At 63.8% G+C, this 16035-nt stretch carries 16 protein-coding genes; 12 read left to right on the top strand and 4 right to left on the bottom strand.

Going from position 1 to position 16035, the window contains the following annotated elements; all coding sequences use genetic code 11:
• Positions 1-17: 17 nt before the first annotated feature.
• Together ASD01_RS15040 and ASD01_RS15035 are read right to left on the bottom strand one after the other, a co-directional pair.
• Positions 18-1196 (bottom strand): aminotransferase, encoded by a 1179-nt coding sequence (locus tag ASD01_RS15040; protein ID WP_034798874.1) that lies wholly within the window; start codon positions 1194-1196, stop codon positions 18-20.
• An 18-nt stretch (positions 1197-1214) separates the two neighbouring features.
• Positions 1215-2261, bottom strand: coding sequence for a LysR substrate-binding domain-containing protein (locus tag ASD01_RS15035; protein ID WP_034798872.1), 1047 nt, complete (start codon positions 2259-2261; stop codon positions 1215-1217).
• Positions 2262-2485: 224 nt separating this feature from the next.
• Here ASD01_RS15035 and speB point away from each other — a divergent pair, with 224 nt between their 5' ends.
• From speB to ASD01_RS14980, 11 genes are all read left to right on the top strand, one after another.
• Entirely contained in the window at positions 2486-3547 is a 1062-nt protein-coding gene (speB, locus tag ASD01_RS15030; protein WP_034798870.1) for an agmatinase, read from the top strand.
• A gap of 92 nt (positions 3548-3639) precedes the next feature.
• Positions 3640-4434, top strand: coding sequence for a transporter substrate-binding domain-containing protein (locus tag ASD01_RS15025; RefSeq protein ID WP_034798868.1), 795 nt, complete (start codon positions 3640-3642; stop codon positions 4432-4434).
• A gap of 60 nt (positions 4435-4494) precedes the next feature.
• Positions 4495-5163, top strand: a complete 669-nt coding sequence (locus ASD01_RS15020; RefSeq protein WP_034798866.1) for an amino acid ABC transporter permease — start codon at positions 4495-4497, stop codon at positions 5161-5163.
• Positions 5160-5807: an amino acid ABC transporter permease gene (locus ASD01_RS15015; protein WP_034798864.1), complete on the top strand. Its 648-nt coding sequence runs from the start codon at positions 5160-5162 to the stop codon at positions 5805-5807. Before ASD01_RS15020 ends, ASD01_RS15015 begins: the two co-directional genes overlap by 4 nt.
• Positions 5808-5880: 73 nt before the next feature.
• Positions 5881-6960 (top strand): ABC transporter substrate-binding protein, encoded by a 1080-nt coding sequence (locus ASD01_RS15010; protein ID WP_034798862.1) that lies wholly within the window; start codon positions 5881-5883, stop codon positions 6958-6960.
• A gap of 121 nt (positions 6961-7081) precedes the next feature.
• Positions 7082-8119, top strand: coding sequence for an ABC transporter ATP-binding protein (locus ASD01_RS15005; RefSeq protein ID WP_034798860.1), 1038 nt, complete (start codon positions 7082-7084; stop codon positions 8117-8119).
• The gene (locus ASD01_RS15000; RefSeq protein WP_034798859.1) at positions 8116-8970 is read left to right on the top strand and encodes an ABC transporter permease; all 855 of its coding nucleotides are present in this window, start codon (positions 8116-8118) and stop codon (positions 8968-8970) included. The genes ASD01_RS15005 and ASD01_RS15000 overlap by 4 nt, the downstream gene beginning before the upstream one ends.
• On the top strand, positions 8967-9767 hold the full coding sequence (locus ASD01_RS14995; RefSeq protein WP_034798857.1) for an ABC transporter permease: 801 nt from the start codon (positions 8967-8969) through the stop codon (positions 9765-9767). The genes ASD01_RS15000 and ASD01_RS14995 overlap by 4 nt, the downstream gene beginning before the upstream one ends.
• A complete protein-coding gene (locus tag ASD01_RS14990; protein WP_034798855.1) occupies positions 9764-10543 on the top strand; it encodes a carbon-nitrogen hydrolase family protein in 780 nt (259 codons plus the stop codon). Before ASD01_RS14995 ends, ASD01_RS14990 begins: the two co-directional genes overlap by 4 nt.
• 159 nt (positions 10544-10702) lie before the next feature.
• Positions 10703-11656 (top strand): ring-cleaving dioxygenase, encoded by a 954-nt coding sequence (locus ASD01_RS14985; RefSeq protein ID WP_060644111.1) that lies wholly within the window; start codon positions 10703-10705, stop codon positions 11654-11656.
• Between the two features lie 182 nt (positions 11657-11838).
• On the top strand, positions 11839-12402 hold the full coding sequence (locus tag ASD01_RS14980; protein WP_034798852.1) for an NADPH-dependent FMN reductase: 564 nt from the start codon (positions 11839-11841) through the stop codon (positions 12400-12402).
• A gap of 148 nt (positions 12403-12550) precedes the next feature.
• Here the strand turns inward: ASD01_RS14980 and ASD01_RS14975 are convergent, their stop codons facing one another.
• Entirely contained in the window at positions 12551-14107 is a 1557-nt protein-coding gene (locus tag ASD01_RS14975) for a VOC family protein (protein WP_034798850.1), read from the bottom strand.
• Positions 14108-14199: 92 nt separating this feature from the next.
• On the bottom strand, positions 14200-15057 hold the full coding sequence (locus tag ASD01_RS14970) for an SDR family NAD(P)-dependent oxidoreductase (protein ID WP_034798849.1): 858 nt from the start codon (positions 15055-15057) through the stop codon (positions 14200-14202).
• Between the two features lie 189 nt (positions 15058-15246).
• Here ASD01_RS14970 and ASD01_RS14965 point away from each other — a divergent pair, with 189 nt between their 5' ends.
• A complete protein-coding gene (locus ASD01_RS14965) occupies positions 15247-16002 on the top strand; it encodes a Crp/Fnr family transcriptional regulator (RefSeq protein ID WP_034798848.1) in 756 nt (251 codons plus the stop codon).
• The last annotated feature ends 33 nt before the right edge of the window (positions 16003-16035 follow it).

Below are 16035 nucleotides of genomic sequence, written 5' to 3'. Positions count from 1 at the left end.
GCGCGATTACGTTGCGATCAGAGACCGGGTGGCGTGAAGTTCGCCAGCCGCTCTTCAAGCTTGCGGATCGTTTCGGCGTCGGCATTGGCGAAGGCAAAGCGCAGGTAGTTCTCCTGGCCTTCGCCGAAATAGTCGCCGGGCAGGCAGACGACGCCGGCGAGCTTGGCCAGCTTCTCGGCGATGAACTGCGAATCGATATCCGGGTAGGGGTGGCGGACATAGGCGAAATAGGCGCCGACCGCCTGCAGCTTCCACTTCGGCAGGCGGCTCATGACGTCGCGCAGCGCATCGGCTCGTGCCGCGATTTCGGCGCGGTTCGTCTGACGCCAGTCGGCAAGAGCCGGAATTGCCTTCGCGACCGCGGCCTGGGCTGAGCGCGGCGCGCAGATCTGCAGGTTGTCCATGATCTTCGTCACCTGCTCGATGACGGCAGGGCCGGCGGTGATCGCGCCCAGGCGATGGCCCGGGATGCAGAAAGACTTGGAAAAGCTGTAGAGGCCGATGAAGCTATCCTGCCAGCCTTCGGTGGCCAGCAGGCCATGGGGCGCTGCGGAGGCATCGGGCAGGAAGTCGCGATAGGTTTCGTCGAGGATCAGCCAGACGCCCTTGGCACGGCAGGCCTCGTAGATACGGGCGAGCAGCTCCGGCGGGTAGACGGCGCCGGTCGGATTGTTGGGCGAGACCAGCGCGAGCGCCCGGATGCCGGGGTGAAGTGCCGCGGCAATTGCATCGACCTCCGGCAGGAAGCCGGCGCCGGCATCGCAAGGTACGAGCTCGACATTGATGCCGAGCATCGACAGCGTCGTTTCCTGGTTGAAGTAATAGGGGTTGGTCATCAGGATCGTATCGCCCGCGCCGGCAATGGCCATTGCCGTGCAGATGAAGGCCTGGTTGCAGCCCGAGGTGATGTGGATGTTGTCCGCGGTGACCGCGGCACCATAGAGGCCGGCGACATGCGCCGCATAGGCCTCACGCAGCTCCGCTTCGCCCTCGATCGCGCCGTAGCCGGTGTAAGCGGTTGAGGCTGCAGCCTCACCGAGCCAGGCCAGCATGTCCGGATGGGCGGGATAGCCGGGCACTGCCTGCGACAGGTCGATCAGCGGGCCACGGGAGCCGTCGTAGGATTTCGCCCAGGCCAGCACCGAGGGCACGGGCGGCGGCGAGAGCTTTTCGACGAGCGGGTTGAAATGCGGCATGATGGGTGTTCCTGTGGGTTAGGCCTTGGCTTTGCGTTTCTGCGGACGATCGGTGCGGCGAGCACGGCTCGGCGCCGAAACCGGCTGAAAACCGTTCTTCTCCGATTTACGATCTGTCGGCTCGGATTTCGAGGTGCGGCTGCGAATAATCGTGCGCGCCGATGTCTGCAGTTCCGGCATCGGGTCGCTTTCGAGTGTTTCGAACATCCAGTCGATGAAGATGCGCACGATCGGTGCCGCCAGCACCTCGTTGCGGCAGGCGACGAAGAAGGCGTCGTTGGCGGGCACCGTCAGGTCGAAAGGGGCGATCAGTTCGCCGCGCGCGATCAGGCTGCCGGCGGTAATCGTATCGCCGAGCGCGACGCCCTGGTTGTGCAGGGCCGCCTCGGTCGAAAGCCGTGCGTCACTCATGAAATGCTGCTGGCCGCGCTGCAGGTCGCTGGCATCCGCCGCCGCAAGCCAGGTGTTCCATTCGCGGCCATCGTCGCCATGCAGCATGACGTGGTCGCGCAGGTCGCGAACCGAGCGCAGTGGCCGCATGTTGAGCAGGGTCGGGCTGACGACAGGGAAAAGTTCGAGACGGCTCCAGAGCTTGGCCCAGGCGCCGGACCAGTTGCCGTCGCCATAGATCAGGCAGACGTCGACGTCGGGCGAGTGGAGATACGCCTCGTCGTTAGAGGCGATCAGCGTCAGACGCACGTCCGGATACTGCTCGGTGAAAAGATGCAGCCGCGGGATCAGCCAGAAGGAAAGCAGCGCCGGGACGCAGGTGATGCGCAGTTCGCCGCTCGTCGTCGGCCGCGTCATCGCTGCGGTCGCCGCGGCGATTTCGGCAAAGGCGTGGGTGACGGCCGGCAGCAGCAATGCCCCCTGCGGCGTCAGCTTCAGCCGCTTGCCGCCGCGCTCGAACAGCGCCGCCTTGACCGAAAGTTCGAGCGCGCGGATCTGATGGCTGATCGCACCGTGGGTGACGTTGAGTTCACGCGCCGCGGCCGAAACGGAGCCCCGCCGCGCTGTCGCTTCGAAGGCGCGCAAGGGGTTGAGGGGAGGCAGGCGGCTGGACAAATCGGGGCGTTCCGGCGGTTGCTGTGATGTGAATTTTTCTCACACGAAACGCTATAACAATGTCAATTGATTTTCTAGGGGAATTGCCGCCTAATATTCATCAACAAAGGCGAAAACGCCTGGGGAACATGAACGCGCCGGACGAGCCGGCCCCTTCCGCAGACAGATATCTGTGGCGCCTTCGCGCGCATGCCTCAGGCTATGGAAGACGGAGGATTGAATCGATGGCCTGGAACGACAACAAGCTTGCCGAACTGAAGGCAAAGTATGGCGAAAGCCATGGCGGCGAGCTGTTCGACCCGACCTTCCGCAAGGTCGCCGACAAGATCTTCAACAAGAGCGGCACACGTCTCGCGCCCTATTCCGGCATCCCGACTTTCCTGACGGCGCCGCACATGCCTGTTGACGCGGAGAACCCGGATTTCGGCAATCTGCAGGTGGCGATCGTCGGCATTCCCATGGATCTTGGCGTCACCAACCGTCCGGGCTCGCGCTTTGGACCGCGGGCGCTGCGCTCGATCGAGCGTATCGGCCCTTATAACCACGTGCTCGGCTGCACGCCGGTTCAAGAACTCCGCGTCGCGGATATCGGCGACGTGCCGTTCCAGAGCCGCTACCGGCTGGAACTCAGCCATGAGGACATCGAGAAGCGCATCAACCAGATCGTCGATGCCGGCGTGCTGCCGCTGTCGGTCGGCGGCGACCACTCGATCACCCACCCGATCCTGAAAGCGGTCGGCAAAAAGCGCCCGGTCGGTATGATCCACATCGACGCGCATTGCGACACCGGCGGCGCCTACGACCTCACCAAGTTCCACCATGGCGGTCCGTTCCGCAACGCGGTGCTCGACGGCGTGCTCGACCCGACCCGCGTCGTGCAGATCGGCATCCGCGGTTCGGCCGAATATCTCTGGGAGTTCTCCTACGAGTCCGGCATGACCGTCATCCATGCGGAGGAAGTGACCGGTCTCGGCATTCCCGCGATCATCGAGAAAGCGAAGAAGATCGTCGGCGACGGCCCGACCTATCTGTCCTTCGACATCGACAGCCTCGATCCATCCTTCGCGCCGGGTACCGGCACGCCGGAAGTCGGCGGTCTGACGACCCGCGAAGTGCTGGAATTGATCCGTGGCCTCAAGGGCATCAACCTCGTCGGCGGCGACGTCGTCGAAGTGGCGCCGCAATATGACTCGACCACCAACACGGCCCATGCGGGCGCGCAGGTGCTCTTCGAAATCCTGAGCCTCATGGTCTTCAGCCCGGCGATCACGGGCAAGTCCGCCTGAGGCCTGACTAAGGGTTCGTCGGCTGCCGGACCGGAAACGGCGGCCGACCACCAGACTGCACAATCACAAAGCTTCCGGGTAGGGGAATTACCATGACGATCCATGCAAAACTGAAGACAGCCTTCGCCGCCGCCCTGATGCTCGGGGCCGCCGCCGGCATCGCCAAGGCCGACGCGCTTGCCGATATCAAGTCCGCCGGCCAGATCAATGTCGGCATCTTCTCCGACTTCCCGCCGTTCTCCTCGGCCAGCGCCGACATGAGCATCAAGGGCTATGACGTCGACGTCGCGCAGCAGATCGCCGATGATCTCGGCGTCAAGCTCAACCTCGTCAGCGTCACAGGGCAGAACCGCATTCCTTATCTCAACGACAAGCGCGTCGACATCCTGATGAGCGTCGGCTTCTCCAAGGAGCGCGCCGAGGTGATCGATTTTGCCGCGGCTTACGCGCCTTACTACATCGCCGTCATCGGCCCGGCGGAACTGAAGGTTGCCGGCAAGGAAGACCTTGCCGAGAAGACCATCGCCGTCAATCGCGGCACGCTGGAAGACACCTCGCTTACCGAGGCGGCCCCGGCCAATGCCGACATCCAGCGCTTCGACAACTACAATGCTGTGATCCAGGCCTTCATCTCCGGCCAGACGCAACTGATGGTCGTCGGCAACGACGTCGGCGCCCAGGTGCTGGCCCGCCAGGAAGCGTTGAAACCGGAGCAGAAGTTCCAGCTTCTGACCTCGCCGTCGCATATCGGTCTCAACAAGAGCGAGGAAGGCCTGAAGAAGGCGGTCAACGACTCCGTTGCCAAAATGCTCTCGGACGGCAAGTTGAACGCGAGCTCGGAGGCCTGGCTGAAGACGCCGCTCAACCCCGACAACCTCAAGGACTAACAAGCTCGGTGGCCGCGGGGGGCAATCCCCTCGCGGCCCGCTTGAGGAAAGGTTGCGACGATGGGCTACGGCCTCAGCTTCGGTTGGCTCAAGGACGCCGCGGGCGCAATCGCCCATGGCGCGGCCATGACCGTGTTCCTGATCGCCTGCACCACGGTGCTCGGCATCCTGATCAGCATTCTCTTCGCCGCCGCCCGCCGCAGCCGCTATGGCGTCTTGCGCAAGGCGGTGGCCGTCTATGTCGAAGTCGTCAGGAACACGCCGTTCCTGGTGCAGCTGTTCTTCATCTATTTCGGCCTGCCGAGCCTCGGCATCCGGCTCGACCCGATCGTCGCGGCAATCGTCGCCATGACGCTGAATATGGCGGCCTATACGACCGAGATCGTCGGTGCGGGTCTCGATGCTGTGCCGAAGGGGCAGAGCGAGGCGGCGTTTGCGCTCGGGCTTAAGCCCCGCCAGGTCTTCGTCAAGATCATCCTGCCGCAGGCGCTGAAGGTGATTTTCCCGGCGCTCACCAGCCAGGTGATCATCATGATGCTGGAATCGGCGGTCGTCTCGCAGATCGCGGTGCGGGAGTTGGCGCATGAGGCGGACCTGCTGCAGGCGCGCACTTTCCGCTCATTCGAGACCTATTTCGTCGTCACGCTGATCTATCTCGGCCTGTCGATGGCGCTTCGGCGGCTGTTCGTCGCCGGCGGGCGCCGCGTGCTTGGAGCGGGCGTGTCATGATCGAGTTCACCTTCTGGGACATCCTGCGCAACCTGATCTTCGCTACGCGGTGGACGATCCTGCTGTCGATCGTCGCTTTTGCCGGCGGCGCAGCAGTGGGGCTTGCCGTCCTTGCAGCGCGCATTTCCGAGCGCCGTTGGGCGCGGCGCTTCGGCTCCGGCTACATCGCGCTCTTCCAGGGAACACCGCTCCTGATGCAGCTGTTCCTGATGTTCTTCGGCCTGCCGATGCTCGGTTTCCGCATCGAGCCGTGGACGGCGGCAGCCCTCGGATTGACCTTCTATGCCAGTGCCTATCTCGCCGAGATCTGGCGTGGCGGGGTCGAGGCACTGCCGCGCGGGCAGTGGGATGCCGGCGCGAGCCTCGGGCTGCACCGGTTGCAGGAACTGCGGCTCGTCATCCTGCCGCAGGCCTTCGCCATCACCCGGCCGGCCGCCGTCGGCTTCCTCGTGCAGCTCATCAAGAGCACGGCGCTGACCTCGATCATCGGCTTCGAAGAGCTTCTCAGAACCGCGAATGCGATCAATAATGCAACCTTCGAACCTTTCACGGTCTATGGGCTGGTCGCGGTGATCTTCTTCGTGCTGTGTTATCCGCTGACACAATATTCGCGCATGCTGGAGCGCAAAACAGCCGCGCACTGAGACTGAAAATGTGCAAGAAATCAAACAGAACAGGGAACAAGGCGGATCACCGCCGAAACAAAGGAGAACGCGAATGATCACCACTTCCATCAAGCGCCGCACGCTGCTCGGCGCCGGCCTTGCCGGTGCCTCCATGTTGGCGATGCCGTCGATCCTGCGCGCGCAGGACAAGTCGCTGAAGGTCGGCGTCTATGGCGGCTACTTCAAGGATTCGTTCGACAAGAACATCTTCCCGGAATTCACCAAAGCGACCGGCATTGCCGTCGAGTCGATCGCGGAACCGACCGGTGAAGCCTGGCTCGTCCAGCTCGAACAGGCCGCCCGCGCCGGCCAGGCCCCAGCCGACGTTTCGATGATGTCGCAGGTCGCGATGCTGAAGGGCCAGTCGACCGATCTCTGGACGCCGCTCGATACCGCCAAGATCAAGAATGCCTCGAACCTGCTTGATCGCTTCGTCAACAAGTATCCGGACGGACGCATTGCCGGCATCGGCGCGGTTTCCTGGTACATCACGCTGGTGACCAACACCGACGTCTACAAGGAAGCGCCGACCTCCTGGACCGCCTTCTGGGATCCGGCGAACGCCGACAAGCTCGGCCTGCTCGCGCTCGTCTCCAACTCGTTCCTGCTCGAAGTGACGGCCAAGACGTTCTTCGGCGGCACCAATGCGCTCGACACCGAAGAAGGCCTTCTCAAGGCGTTCGACAAGCTTGCCGAAGTGAAGCCCAACGTTCGCCTGTGGTACCGCGACGAGGCGCAGTTCGAGCAGTCGCTGAAGTCGGGCGAAATCCCGATGGGCCAGTACTATCACGACGTCACCGGCCTTGCTGCTGCCGACGGTCACCCGGTCCGCTCCACCTTCCCGAAGGAAGGCGGCATTCAGGATTCCGGTTGCTGGGCACTGTCGCGTGCCTCGCAGAAGTCCGAGGAAGCCCATATCTTCATCGACTACATGTGCCAACCCTCGATCCAGGCGACGCTGTCGCGCAAGGTCGGAACGTCCCCGACCGTCAAGCGCGAGGTTACGGATCTGACCGACAAGGAATTCGCAGCCGTCTCGTCGGATATCGAGCCGATCATTCCGCGCTACGATCTCTACCAGACCAAGTCGGATTGGCTGAACCAGAAGTGGACCGAGCTGATCGTCGGCTGATCCGGCCAGCTCCCCGGCCTCCGGGGCGAGCCACAAGCATAACGACGGGGAGGGGCCTTGCAGCCGCTCCCCGCCTGAAACCCTCCCATGAGGCGGAGGGGACCATCCTCGCGGAGAAACAATGTCCGGACTTGCCCTTCAAAACGTCGTCAAGGAATTCGGAGCCTTCAGGGCCGTCAACAATGTCGATCTGACGGTGCCGCACGGCACCTTCGTCTGCATGCTCGGACCATCTGGCTGCGGCAAGACCACGCTGCTGCGCATGATCGCCGGGCTTGATCTGCCGACCGGCGGCGCGATCCGGCTCGACGGCGAGGACATCACCCGGGTTCCTACGCACAAGCGCAACCTCGGCATGGTGTTCCAGTCGCTGGCGCTGTTTCCGCACCTGACCGTCGGCGAAAACATCGCCTACCCCCTGCGCATCCGCGGTGCGGCAAAAGAAGACCAGAAGAAGCGCGTCGACGAGCTTCTGTCGATGATCCATCTCTCGGGCTATGCCGACCGGCCGGTCGCCAAGCTGTCCGGCGGCCAGCGCCAGCGCGTGGCGATCGCCCGCGCCCTGTCGATCTCGCCGAAACTGTTCCTGCTCGACGAACCGCTTTCGGCACTCGACGCGAAGCTGCGCGAGGCGATGCAGGTAGAACTGCGCCAGCTGCAGCAGAAGCTGGGCATCACCACCATCGTCGTTACCCACGACCAGCGCGAAGCGATGACCATGGCCGACACCGTCGTCGTCATGAGCGGCGGCGAGATCCGCCAGGCTGCGTCGCCGATCGAAATCTATCGCCGCCCGGCCGACAGCTTTGTCGCCGACTTCATCGGCCAGACCAACCTGCTCGAGGTACAGGCCGACAGCGCCGGCCGCGCGGAAGTCCTCGGTCATGTCGTCCCCGGCCTCGCCCTGCCTGCGGGCGCCAACAAGGGCACGCTGTCGGTTCGCCCGGAAGACGTGCACCTGACGGCGCCCGGCGCCGGGGCGCTCACCGGCAAGGTCACCTTCGTGCGCGATCTCGGCGGCACGATCGAAACCTTCGTCGATATCGCGGGACACCAGATTGTCGCCGTCTCGACGCCGCGCGCCCGGCCCGACGTTTCCGTCGGCCAGGAAGTCGGCATCGCGCTCACTCCGGATGTCTGCGTGGTGCTGAAGAAATGAGACGCGAACCGCCCCAAACCCTTGGCGACTACCTGCCGCTCCTCTTTCCGGCGGCCATGCTGACGATCTTCTTCGTCGTGCCCTTCGGCACGATGATCGCCGTCAGCTTCTTCCAGCGCCAGCAGGGCGGCTTCTACACGCCGGCCTTCGTCTTCGACAATTACGCCCGCTTCCTCTCGGTCTTTTTCGGCGGTGTGCTCGGCTTTTCGCTGATGCTCGCCGTCATCGTGGCGATCTGCTGCGTCGTGCTCGCCTTGCCCTTCACCTACATGCTGACGCGCATGGCGCGGAAGGTACAGGTCGTGTGGCTGGTGGCGCTGCTGTCGATCCTGTCGCTCTCGGAAGTCATCATCGGCTTTGCCTGGTCGACGCTGTTTTCGCGCACCGCAGGGATCACCAACATCCTCGTTGCGCTCGGCATCATGGAGCAGGCCAAGGCCTTGACGCCGAGCTTCGGCGCGGTCTTGACCGGTATGGTCTATCAGGCCTTCCCCTATACGGTGCTGGTGCTTTTCCCGGCGCTCGTGCGCCTCGATCCGACGCTGACGGAAGCCGCCCGCACGCTCGGCGCATCACCGCTCAAGGCCTTCTTCACCGTGGTCGTGCCGGCGCTGCGCAACACCATCACCGCCACCTTGATCATGGTCTTCATCTTCGCGCTCGGCTCCTATCTGTTGCCGCAGCTGCTCGGCCGGCCGCAGCACTGGACGCTGTCGGTGCTGATCACCGACCAGGCGATCTACCAGTCGAACATGCCGTTCGCCGCCGCCATGGCCGTGTTCCTCGTGCTGGTCACGCTCGGCCTCGTGGCGCTCACCGTGATTGCCGGACGCAAGGGAGAAGCGGCATGACCTCGATCTTCCGCAAGGCCTACTTCTTCCTGATCGGCCTGTTCCTGTCGCTGCCGCTGATCGTCGTTGCCGGCGTCTCGGTCAACCAGAAGCAGACGCTCGCCTTCCCGCCGCAGGGCTTTTCGCTCTCCTGGTATGGCGAGATCTTCCTCAATCCGGAATGGCGCAACGCGCTCTTTGCCTCGGTGACGCTGGCGGTGCTTTCGGCAGCGCTTGCGGTGGCGATCGCTCTGCCGCTCTCCTGGTTCCTGTGGCGGCGCATTGCACCCTGGGCGAACATTTTCCAGCTTCTCGGTGTCGCGCCGTTCACGCTGCCGCCTGTCATCACCGCGCTCGGCATGCTCACCTTCTGGGCGACCGTGGGCTTCTACGGCCAGCCGTGGACGGCCGTCGTCAGCCACGCAATCTTCTTCGTGACGCTGCCGCTGGTGACGTTGTCGCTCGGTTTCACCTCGATCGACCGCTCGCTGGTCGAGGCCGCCTCGACCATGGGGGCGGATGAGCGCACGATCTTCCGCACCGTCGTGCTGCCGCTGATCCTGCCCTATATCGTGTCGGGCTACGCCTTCGCCTTCGTGCTGTCGCTCAACGAATACATCGTTGCCTACATGACGGTCGGCTTCACGGTGGAAACGCTGCCGATCAAGATCTTCAATGCGCTGCGCTACGGCTATACGCCGACCATGGCGTCGGTGACGGTACTCTTCGTCACGACCGCCGCGGTGATCTTCAGCCTCGTTGCCCGTTTCGGCGACCTGCCGAAGCTGCTTGGCGCCATGTCGTCGGATGGAAAATGATGAAGCTCGCCGCCCTCCAGATGCAATCGGCGGCGGGTGACGTCGCCGCCAATCTTGACCGCATTGCCCGTGCCGCGGCGGAAGCTGCAGGACAAGGGGCGACGCTGCTTTTGACGCCCGAACTCGGCGTCACCGGCTATGGCGCCGGCGAGGCGTTGACAGCGCTCGCCGAGGCGCCGGATGGCGCGATCGTTCAGCGCCTCAAGGCGATTTCCGCTGAGACGGGCATTGCGCTCATCGCCGGCTTTGCCGAGCGCGACGGCGACGACGTCTATAACAGCGCCGTCTATGTCGATGGCGATGCCGCGCCGGTCGTCTACCGCAAGTCCCATCTCTACGGCGACTATGAGCGTTCGATTTTCCGCGCGCCGGAGCCGTCGACGCGGCTCTTCACACATCGTGGCGTCACCTGCGGCATGCTGATCTGCTACGACGTCGAGTTTCCGGAGAATGTGCGGCGGCTGGCGCTCGCCGGCGCCGAGGCCGTGCTGGTGCCGACGGCGCTGCCGGCGGGCTGGTCCGGCGATTTCATCGCCGAGCACATGATCCAGACGCGCGCCTTCGAGAACCAGGTGTTCGTCGCCTACATCAACCATTGTGGTTCGGACCCGCTGTTCTCCTTCGCCGGGCTGTCGCGCATTGCAGCACCCGACGGGCAGTTGCTCGCCAAGGCGGGGTCTGGGCAGGAAGCCGTGCTCCTCGTCGACATCGACCCCAAGGCCTACGCAATCTCCCGCCTTGAAAACACCTATCTCGGCGATCTCAATCGCCGCTGAGGGCGCGCTGATTGCTGTTGCGTCTCAGCGATGGCAGCGCGGACGGGCCGTTTGTTGTTTACCTGAGGAGAACGTTCTGTTCTCTATTGGTCCACTGTCGGAAACGATGCGGCATCCCATATTGGGCTCAACAGCAATGCCAACGCATTGGAGGCAATCATGAGCTTGCAACTGACTGGGATCCATCACCTGACGGCGATCACCGCCAACGCACCGGAAAACCTGCGCTTCTACACCGAGACGCTCGGGCTGCGGCTGGTCAAGAAAACCGTCAACCAGGACGACACCACCGCCTATCACCTCTTCTATGCCGACGGGCGCGCCACGCCCGGCACGGACTTGACCTTCTTCGACTGGCCGGTCGGGCCGGAAGGGCGCGGCACGCACAGCATTTCGCGCACGGGTCTGAGGGTCGGCAGCGCCGAAACCGTTCGCTGGTGGAAGGACCGCTTCGACGAACTCAAGGTCACGAGTGGAGAGGTCACCGAGATCGATGGCCGCACCGCGCTTGATTTCGAGGATGCCGAAGGCCAACGTTTCCGGCTGGTCGACGACGGCGGGCTTGCGCCCTCGCACCCCTGGGAAAAGAGCCCGGTGCCGGCCTCGCGCCAGATCAAGGGCCTCGGACCGATCACCATCAGCGTGCCTGACATCACGAACACCGAACTCGTCCTGACGCATGTGATGAACATGAGCAAGGCCCGCACCTATCCGTCGCCGGACGGCGAGGGGGAAGTCAACGTCTTCACCATGGGCGAGGGCGGTCCTGCGGCCGAACTGCACGTGGCCGTCCAACCGGGATTGCCGATCGCGCGTCAGGGCGCCGGTGCCGTGCACCACGTCGCCTTCCGGGCGCCTGATAATGCGGCGCTGACGGAATGGACGGAACGGCTTAACGGCTTCCGTCTGCCGTCGAGCGGCGAGGTCGAACGCTATTATTTCCGCTCGCTCTATTTCCGCGAGCCGAACGGCGTCCTCTTCGAGATCGCGACCGATGGTCCCGGTTTTGCCGTCGACGAGCCGATGGAAACGCTCGGTGAGAGCCTGTCTCTGCCGCCGTTCCTGGAGCCGAAGCGCGCGCAGATCGAGGCCCGGCTGAAGCCGCTCGTCTAACGGTCTGATCCCAACGAAAAGCCGGGGCTCGTCCCCGGCTTTTTTGTCTCTATCCCTCTGATCCCGTTGGACATCGGTTCCGCGCGGACCCATCATGACAGCTGTTGCGTTACCTATGTCGATGGCATCCCGCCTCGCGCTTCGAGGCGCGCCCGCAAGGACTTGGAAAAGGACCAGACCTCATGACAAAAATCCTCGGCATTTCCGGGAGCCTGCGCAAGGCGTCGTTCAACACCGGCCTGATGCGGGCGGCCGCGGAAAACCTGCCTGGTGGCGTCGAATTCGACACCGCGACGCTGCACGGAATTCCGCTCTATGACGGCGATGTCGAAAAGGAGAGCGGCATTCCGGACGCCGTGACGGCGCTGAAGCAAAAGGTGATGGCTGCCGACGGCGTCATCCTGTTCACGCCGGAATACAACAACTCCATCCCCGGCGTGTTCAAGAACGCGATCGACTGGATGAGCCGGCCTTCTGCCGATATCGCCAAGGTGTTTCGCGGTCGGCCCTTTGCGCTTGCCGGCAGCTCGCCCGGCAATTTCGGCACCATCCTTAGCCAGAACGCCTGGCTGCCCGTCATGCGCACGCTCGGCGCCGAGCTCTGGTCCGGCAAGCGCCTGATGCTGCCCAAGGCGGATACGCTTTTCGATGAGGCGGGGACGCTGACGGATACGGACGCCCGCGACCGGCTCGCCGCCTTCGTCAAGGCATTTGCGGATTTTGCCGGCGCTGAGGGAGCGCGGTAGGCTGCCGACACAGTGAGGCGCTAAGGCTGCCCCGGACATCGCGGACAGGACTGGGTATGGATGCTCGGGCAAAGCCCGAGCATGAGGGTGAGGGAGCGAGCGCTGTTGGATTTCTCGAAAGCGTTCGCCGAAACGACCTGGGGAACGCTTAGAGGCCCTTATCCTGCAGCCATTGCTGGATAGCCGCGATATCTGGCGCGCCGATCTCGTGGCCCATGTCGAGGTCGACCGCAGTCAGATCCGCGCGCGTGCGGACGAGCTCTTCTCTGAGGCGTGGAGCGAAGTCGCCGTAGCTGTCGTGCTTGCCGGTGAGGAGCAGCACCTTCGTACCCGAGAGATCCGGCGGCGGCACGTCGTCGAGGACGAGCATCGAGCGCATCAGTACGACATTGCGCACGAGCCCCGGATGCAACAGCATCAGGGCCACCAGAAGATTGGCGCCGTTGGAGTAGCCGATGAAAACCGTCTTCTCCAGATCGATGCGGTAGCCGTCGCGGGCACCCTCGACGAAGGCAGCAAAGGCCTCGGCTTCCGACCGCACGTCCTTCTGGTCGAAGGTCGTCGGCGAATAGCGCCGGAACCAGCGCGGCGTTCCCTCCTCGTTCGACCGGCCGCGAATGCCGACAAGCGTCGCCTGCCTGTCGACCTGATGGGCGAGGTGGAGAAGCTGCGTTTCGTTGGCGCCGCTGCCGTGCAAGAGCATGAAGGTGCGGTCATCCAGTACGTCAGGGTGATAGAAGCGGTGCACGAAGGGCAGGTCGCGCTCGGTCAGCCGCGGTTCTCCCGGCAGAGCGAACTGCGGCATGGCCAGCAGCATTTCTTCGCGCGCGGCGCTGAAATGCGCCGGTACGAAGAGTTCGGTGCCGAGTGTTTCCTTCGGTTCGTCGACGGTGAAGCCGGGCACGTCGCTGGCCAGTTCGTAGAGCGACCCACCGGGTTCGCGGACGTAGAGCGAATAGAAGTATTTGCGGTCATGCGCATTGATCGCGCCCGCGCCATCCCGTTGCAGGTCCTCGTGCACCCGTTCCACGGCGGCTCGGTCGGGTGCACGGAAGGCGATGTGATCGATCGTTCCGGTTCCGGGCGCAGACGTCCAGAAGCCGCTTGCATTGCGCACGTCGATGGTGTCGCCGGAGGCGGAGGTGAGCCGACGGATCGCGTCGGTTGCGCCAGTTTCCGTATAGCCGAAGTGGGACGTCAGGAAGCGAACGGATTCCTCCGGCTTTTCCGTGAGGATCGTGGCGCCACGCAGGCGGCGGATGGCGTCTTCCGCCGGGATATCGCGCGTGCTCCAGGGGGCCGCACCCGAAACCGTCTCGGTGCCGACGAGCTTGACGATGACACCGTCCGGATCCTTGAGCCGCAGCACCGGCTCACCGAACTCCTGCGCTGGCCCTGATGTGGCGATGTTGAACTGCAGCGCGCGGGTCAGCCAGAAGCCGATACTCTCCGGCCGGATGGCAAACGCGATTTCGCTCGGCTGGCCATGGCCCACGCGGCCGCGGCCGCCGTCTTCCCACATCAGGAAGGTCACGAGCGAACCCGGCGAACCCTCGGCGTCGCCGTAAAAAAGGTGCAGCTGGTTGGCGTCCTCATAGCCGCCCGTCCGCTTGACCAGGCGCAAGCCAAGAAAGCCGACATAGAAGTCGACGTTTGCCTGGACCTTCCGGGCAATCAGGGTGATGTGATGGATGCCGCTCGTCATTCTTAGTCCCTCATTATCGTCGTCCCACAAAACACGATGTGTCCGGCCAGCACCAGAAGGGTCGCCGAGAACGCAGCGTCAACGTAGGAGGATCAATCGCCATCCTTGTCGAGGAATGCCTTGAAGGCATCGGCATATTTCGGATGCCAGCGCGACAGCGGCGGCCGGTTCTCGACGATGTCGCCGGCGGCCCACAGGATACGCCGTTCGTCGGTCGCGCGTGACACGTCGTTATCAGGGCAGAGGATGTAGAAATCCCCGCGCGCCAGGCTCTCCATCATGAAGCCGACCGTCTGTTCCGACGTCCAGGCGCCGGCGGGCTTTTCCGTGCGGCCGCCAGCCGTCAGCCCGGTGTAGACGAAACCGGGGATCAGCAGGTGCGCGTGGACCTGGCTTCCGGCGGTGTTGCGCAGCTCGTGCTCCAGCGCCTCGGTAAAGACCTTCACGGCCGCCTTGGAGACGTTGTAAGCCGGGTCGCCGGGCGGCGTGGTGATGCCCTGTTTCGAGCCGGTGTTGATGATGACGGCCGGTTTGCCGTGGGCGATCATCCGGGATGCAAAGACGCGCGAACCGTTGATGACGCCCCAGAGATTGACCCCGAGCGTCGCCTCCCAGGCGGCCATGGGGCCGAGGATCGCGCTGCCGGGCTGAATGCCGGCATTGTTCATGAGTACATGCACGTCGCCGAGCCGCTGATGAACCTCCCGCTCGAGCGCTTCCAGCGTGTCGAGCCGCGAGACGTCTGTCGCGATGGCCGTGACGTGCCGCGCCCCGCCGGGCGAGGCGGCTGCGACTTCGGCGGCCGCCTTCTCCAGCTTGTCGCCCGCGAGGTCGGTGAGCACGACGTACATGCCGAGCGTCGCGAAGTGTCTGGCAGCCGCAAGGCCGATGCCGGAAGCAGCACCGGTAACGACGGCGACATTGCCGGGGGCGAAGGCAGGGTGGGACATGGTGAAGCTCCTGTGGCGGGGTCGAGTGCAAGAGATAGGGCGCCAAGGGCTGGCTGTCCATGATCATGGCAACGATGGCGCTTCGGAAAACCAAGTGTTTTCAGGGTTGTATCTTGTCACCTGCGATGCCGGCGCTACTTGCAGTTTTGGACGCAAAAGCCTGAACGAACGCATGCGGTGGATGGAACGATGAACGAAATGACAGCCCGCAACGAAAAGCGCACCCCTTGCGAAAGCTGTCCCTTGCGCAAGCTCGATCATTTTCGTGCCTTTACCGGCGAAGAACTTGCCTTCGTTTCGCAGTTCAAGACTGGCGAACTGGCGGTCGATGGTGGCGCGACCATACTCGTCGAAGGCGCGCACAGTGCGCACCTTTTCACCGTGCTTTCCGGCTGGGGCTTCCGCTACAAAATGCTCGATGACGGCCGCCGCCAGATCCTCAACTATGTGATGCCCGGCGATCTGATCGGACTGCAGGGCAGCCTGATGGGGGAGATGCAGCATTCGATCGAAGCGCTGTCGCCCGTCACTCTGTGCGTCTTCGAGCGCGGCAAGCTCAACCGCCTGTTCGAGAACTACCCTGAGCTTGCCTATGATCTCACCTGGATCGCTGCACGCGAGGAGCGCATTCTGGATGAAAACCTCTTGAGCATCGGCCGCCGATCCGCGCTGGAGCGGGCGGCCTATCTCATCGCCTTCCTCTATCAGCGCGCGGAGGTACTCGACCTCTTCAGCAACAGCCGCGTCGCCATTCCGATCAGCCAGCAGCATGTAGCCGACACGCTCGGCCTTTCGATCGTTCACACCAACAAGACGTTGAAGAAACTTGCCGAACGGGGCCTGATCCGCTGGGCGGAGAAGGGCTGCAATGTCCGCGACATCGACGGCCTGCTTGCGGTTTCAGGCTGGGAAGGGCTCCGCGAACCCAAGCGGCCGTTCATCTGACGTGCCCAGTCGAAGCCGATCGATGCGGCGCCG

The organism is Ensifer sp. Root423 (assembly GCF_001426275.1).
Lineage (GTDB): Bacteria > Pseudomonadota > Alphaproteobacteria > Rhizobiales > Rhizobiaceae > Ensifer > Ensifer adhaerens.
Note: the sequence above shows the minus strand (reverse complement) of the source record. Positions and strands in the feature narration are given on the sequence as shown.

What these genes read in the sequence shown, in the direction of transcription:
- ASD01_RS15040 (WP_034798874.1), bottom strand. Translation starts at nt 1,196, where the DNA reads ATGCCGCATTTCAACCCGCTCGTCGAAAAGCTCTCGCCGCCGCCCGTG.
- speB (WP_034798870.1), top strand. Translation starts at nt 2,486, where the DNA reads ATGGCCTGGAACGACAACAAGCTTGCCGAACTGAAGGCAAAGTATGGC.
- ASD01_RS15025 (WP_034798868.1), top strand. Translation starts at nt 3,640, where the DNA reads ATGACGATCCATGCAAAACTGAAGACAGCCTTCGCCGCCGCCCTGATG.
- ASD01_RS15020 (WP_034798866.1), top strand. Translation starts at nt 4,495, where the DNA reads ATGGGCTACGGCCTCAGCTTCGGTTGGCTCAAGGACGCCGCGGGCGCA.
- ASD01_RS15015 (WP_034798864.1), top strand. Translation starts at nt 5,160, where the DNA reads ATGATCGAGTTCACCTTCTGGGACATCCTGCGCAACCTGATCTTCGCT.
- ASD01_RS15010 (WP_034798862.1), top strand. Translation starts at nt 5,881, where the DNA reads ATGATCACCACTTCCATCAAGCGCCGCACGCTGCTCGGCGCCGGCCTT.
- ASD01_RS15005 (WP_034798860.1), top strand. Translation starts at nt 7,082, where the DNA reads ATGTCCGGACTTGCCCTTCAAAACGTCGTCAAGGAATTCGGAGCCTTC.
- ASD01_RS15000 (WP_034798859.1), top strand. Translation starts at nt 8,116, where the DNA reads ATGAGACGCGAACCGCCCCAAACCCTTGGCGACTACCTGCCGCTCCTC.
- ASD01_RS14995 (WP_034798857.1), top strand. Translation starts at nt 8,967, where the DNA reads ATGACCTCGATCTTCCGCAAGGCCTACTTCTTCCTGATCGGCCTGTTC.
- ASD01_RS14990 (WP_034798855.1), top strand. Translation starts at nt 9,764, where the DNA reads ATGATGAAGCTCGCCGCCCTCCAGATGCAATCGGCGGCGGGTGACGTC.
- ASD01_RS14985 (WP_060644111.1), top strand. Translation starts at nt 10,703, where the DNA reads ATGAGCTTGCAACTGACTGGGATCCATCACCTGACGGCGATCACCGCC.
- ASD01_RS14980 (WP_034798852.1), top strand. Translation starts at nt 11,839, where the DNA reads ATGACAAAAATCCTCGGCATTTCCGGGAGCCTGCGCAAGGCGTCGTTC.
- ASD01_RS14975 (WP_034798850.1), bottom strand. Translation starts at nt 14,107, where the DNA reads ATGACGAGCGGCATCCATCACATCACCCTGATTGCCCGGAAGGTCCAG.
- ASD01_RS14970 (WP_034798849.1), bottom strand. Translation starts at nt 15,057, where the DNA reads ATGTCCCACCCTGCCTTCGCCCCCGGCAATGTCGCCGTCGTTACCGGT.
- ASD01_RS14965 (WP_034798848.1), top strand. Translation starts at nt 15,247, where the DNA reads ATGAACGAAATGACAGCCCGCAACGAAAAGCGCACCCCTTGCGAAAGC.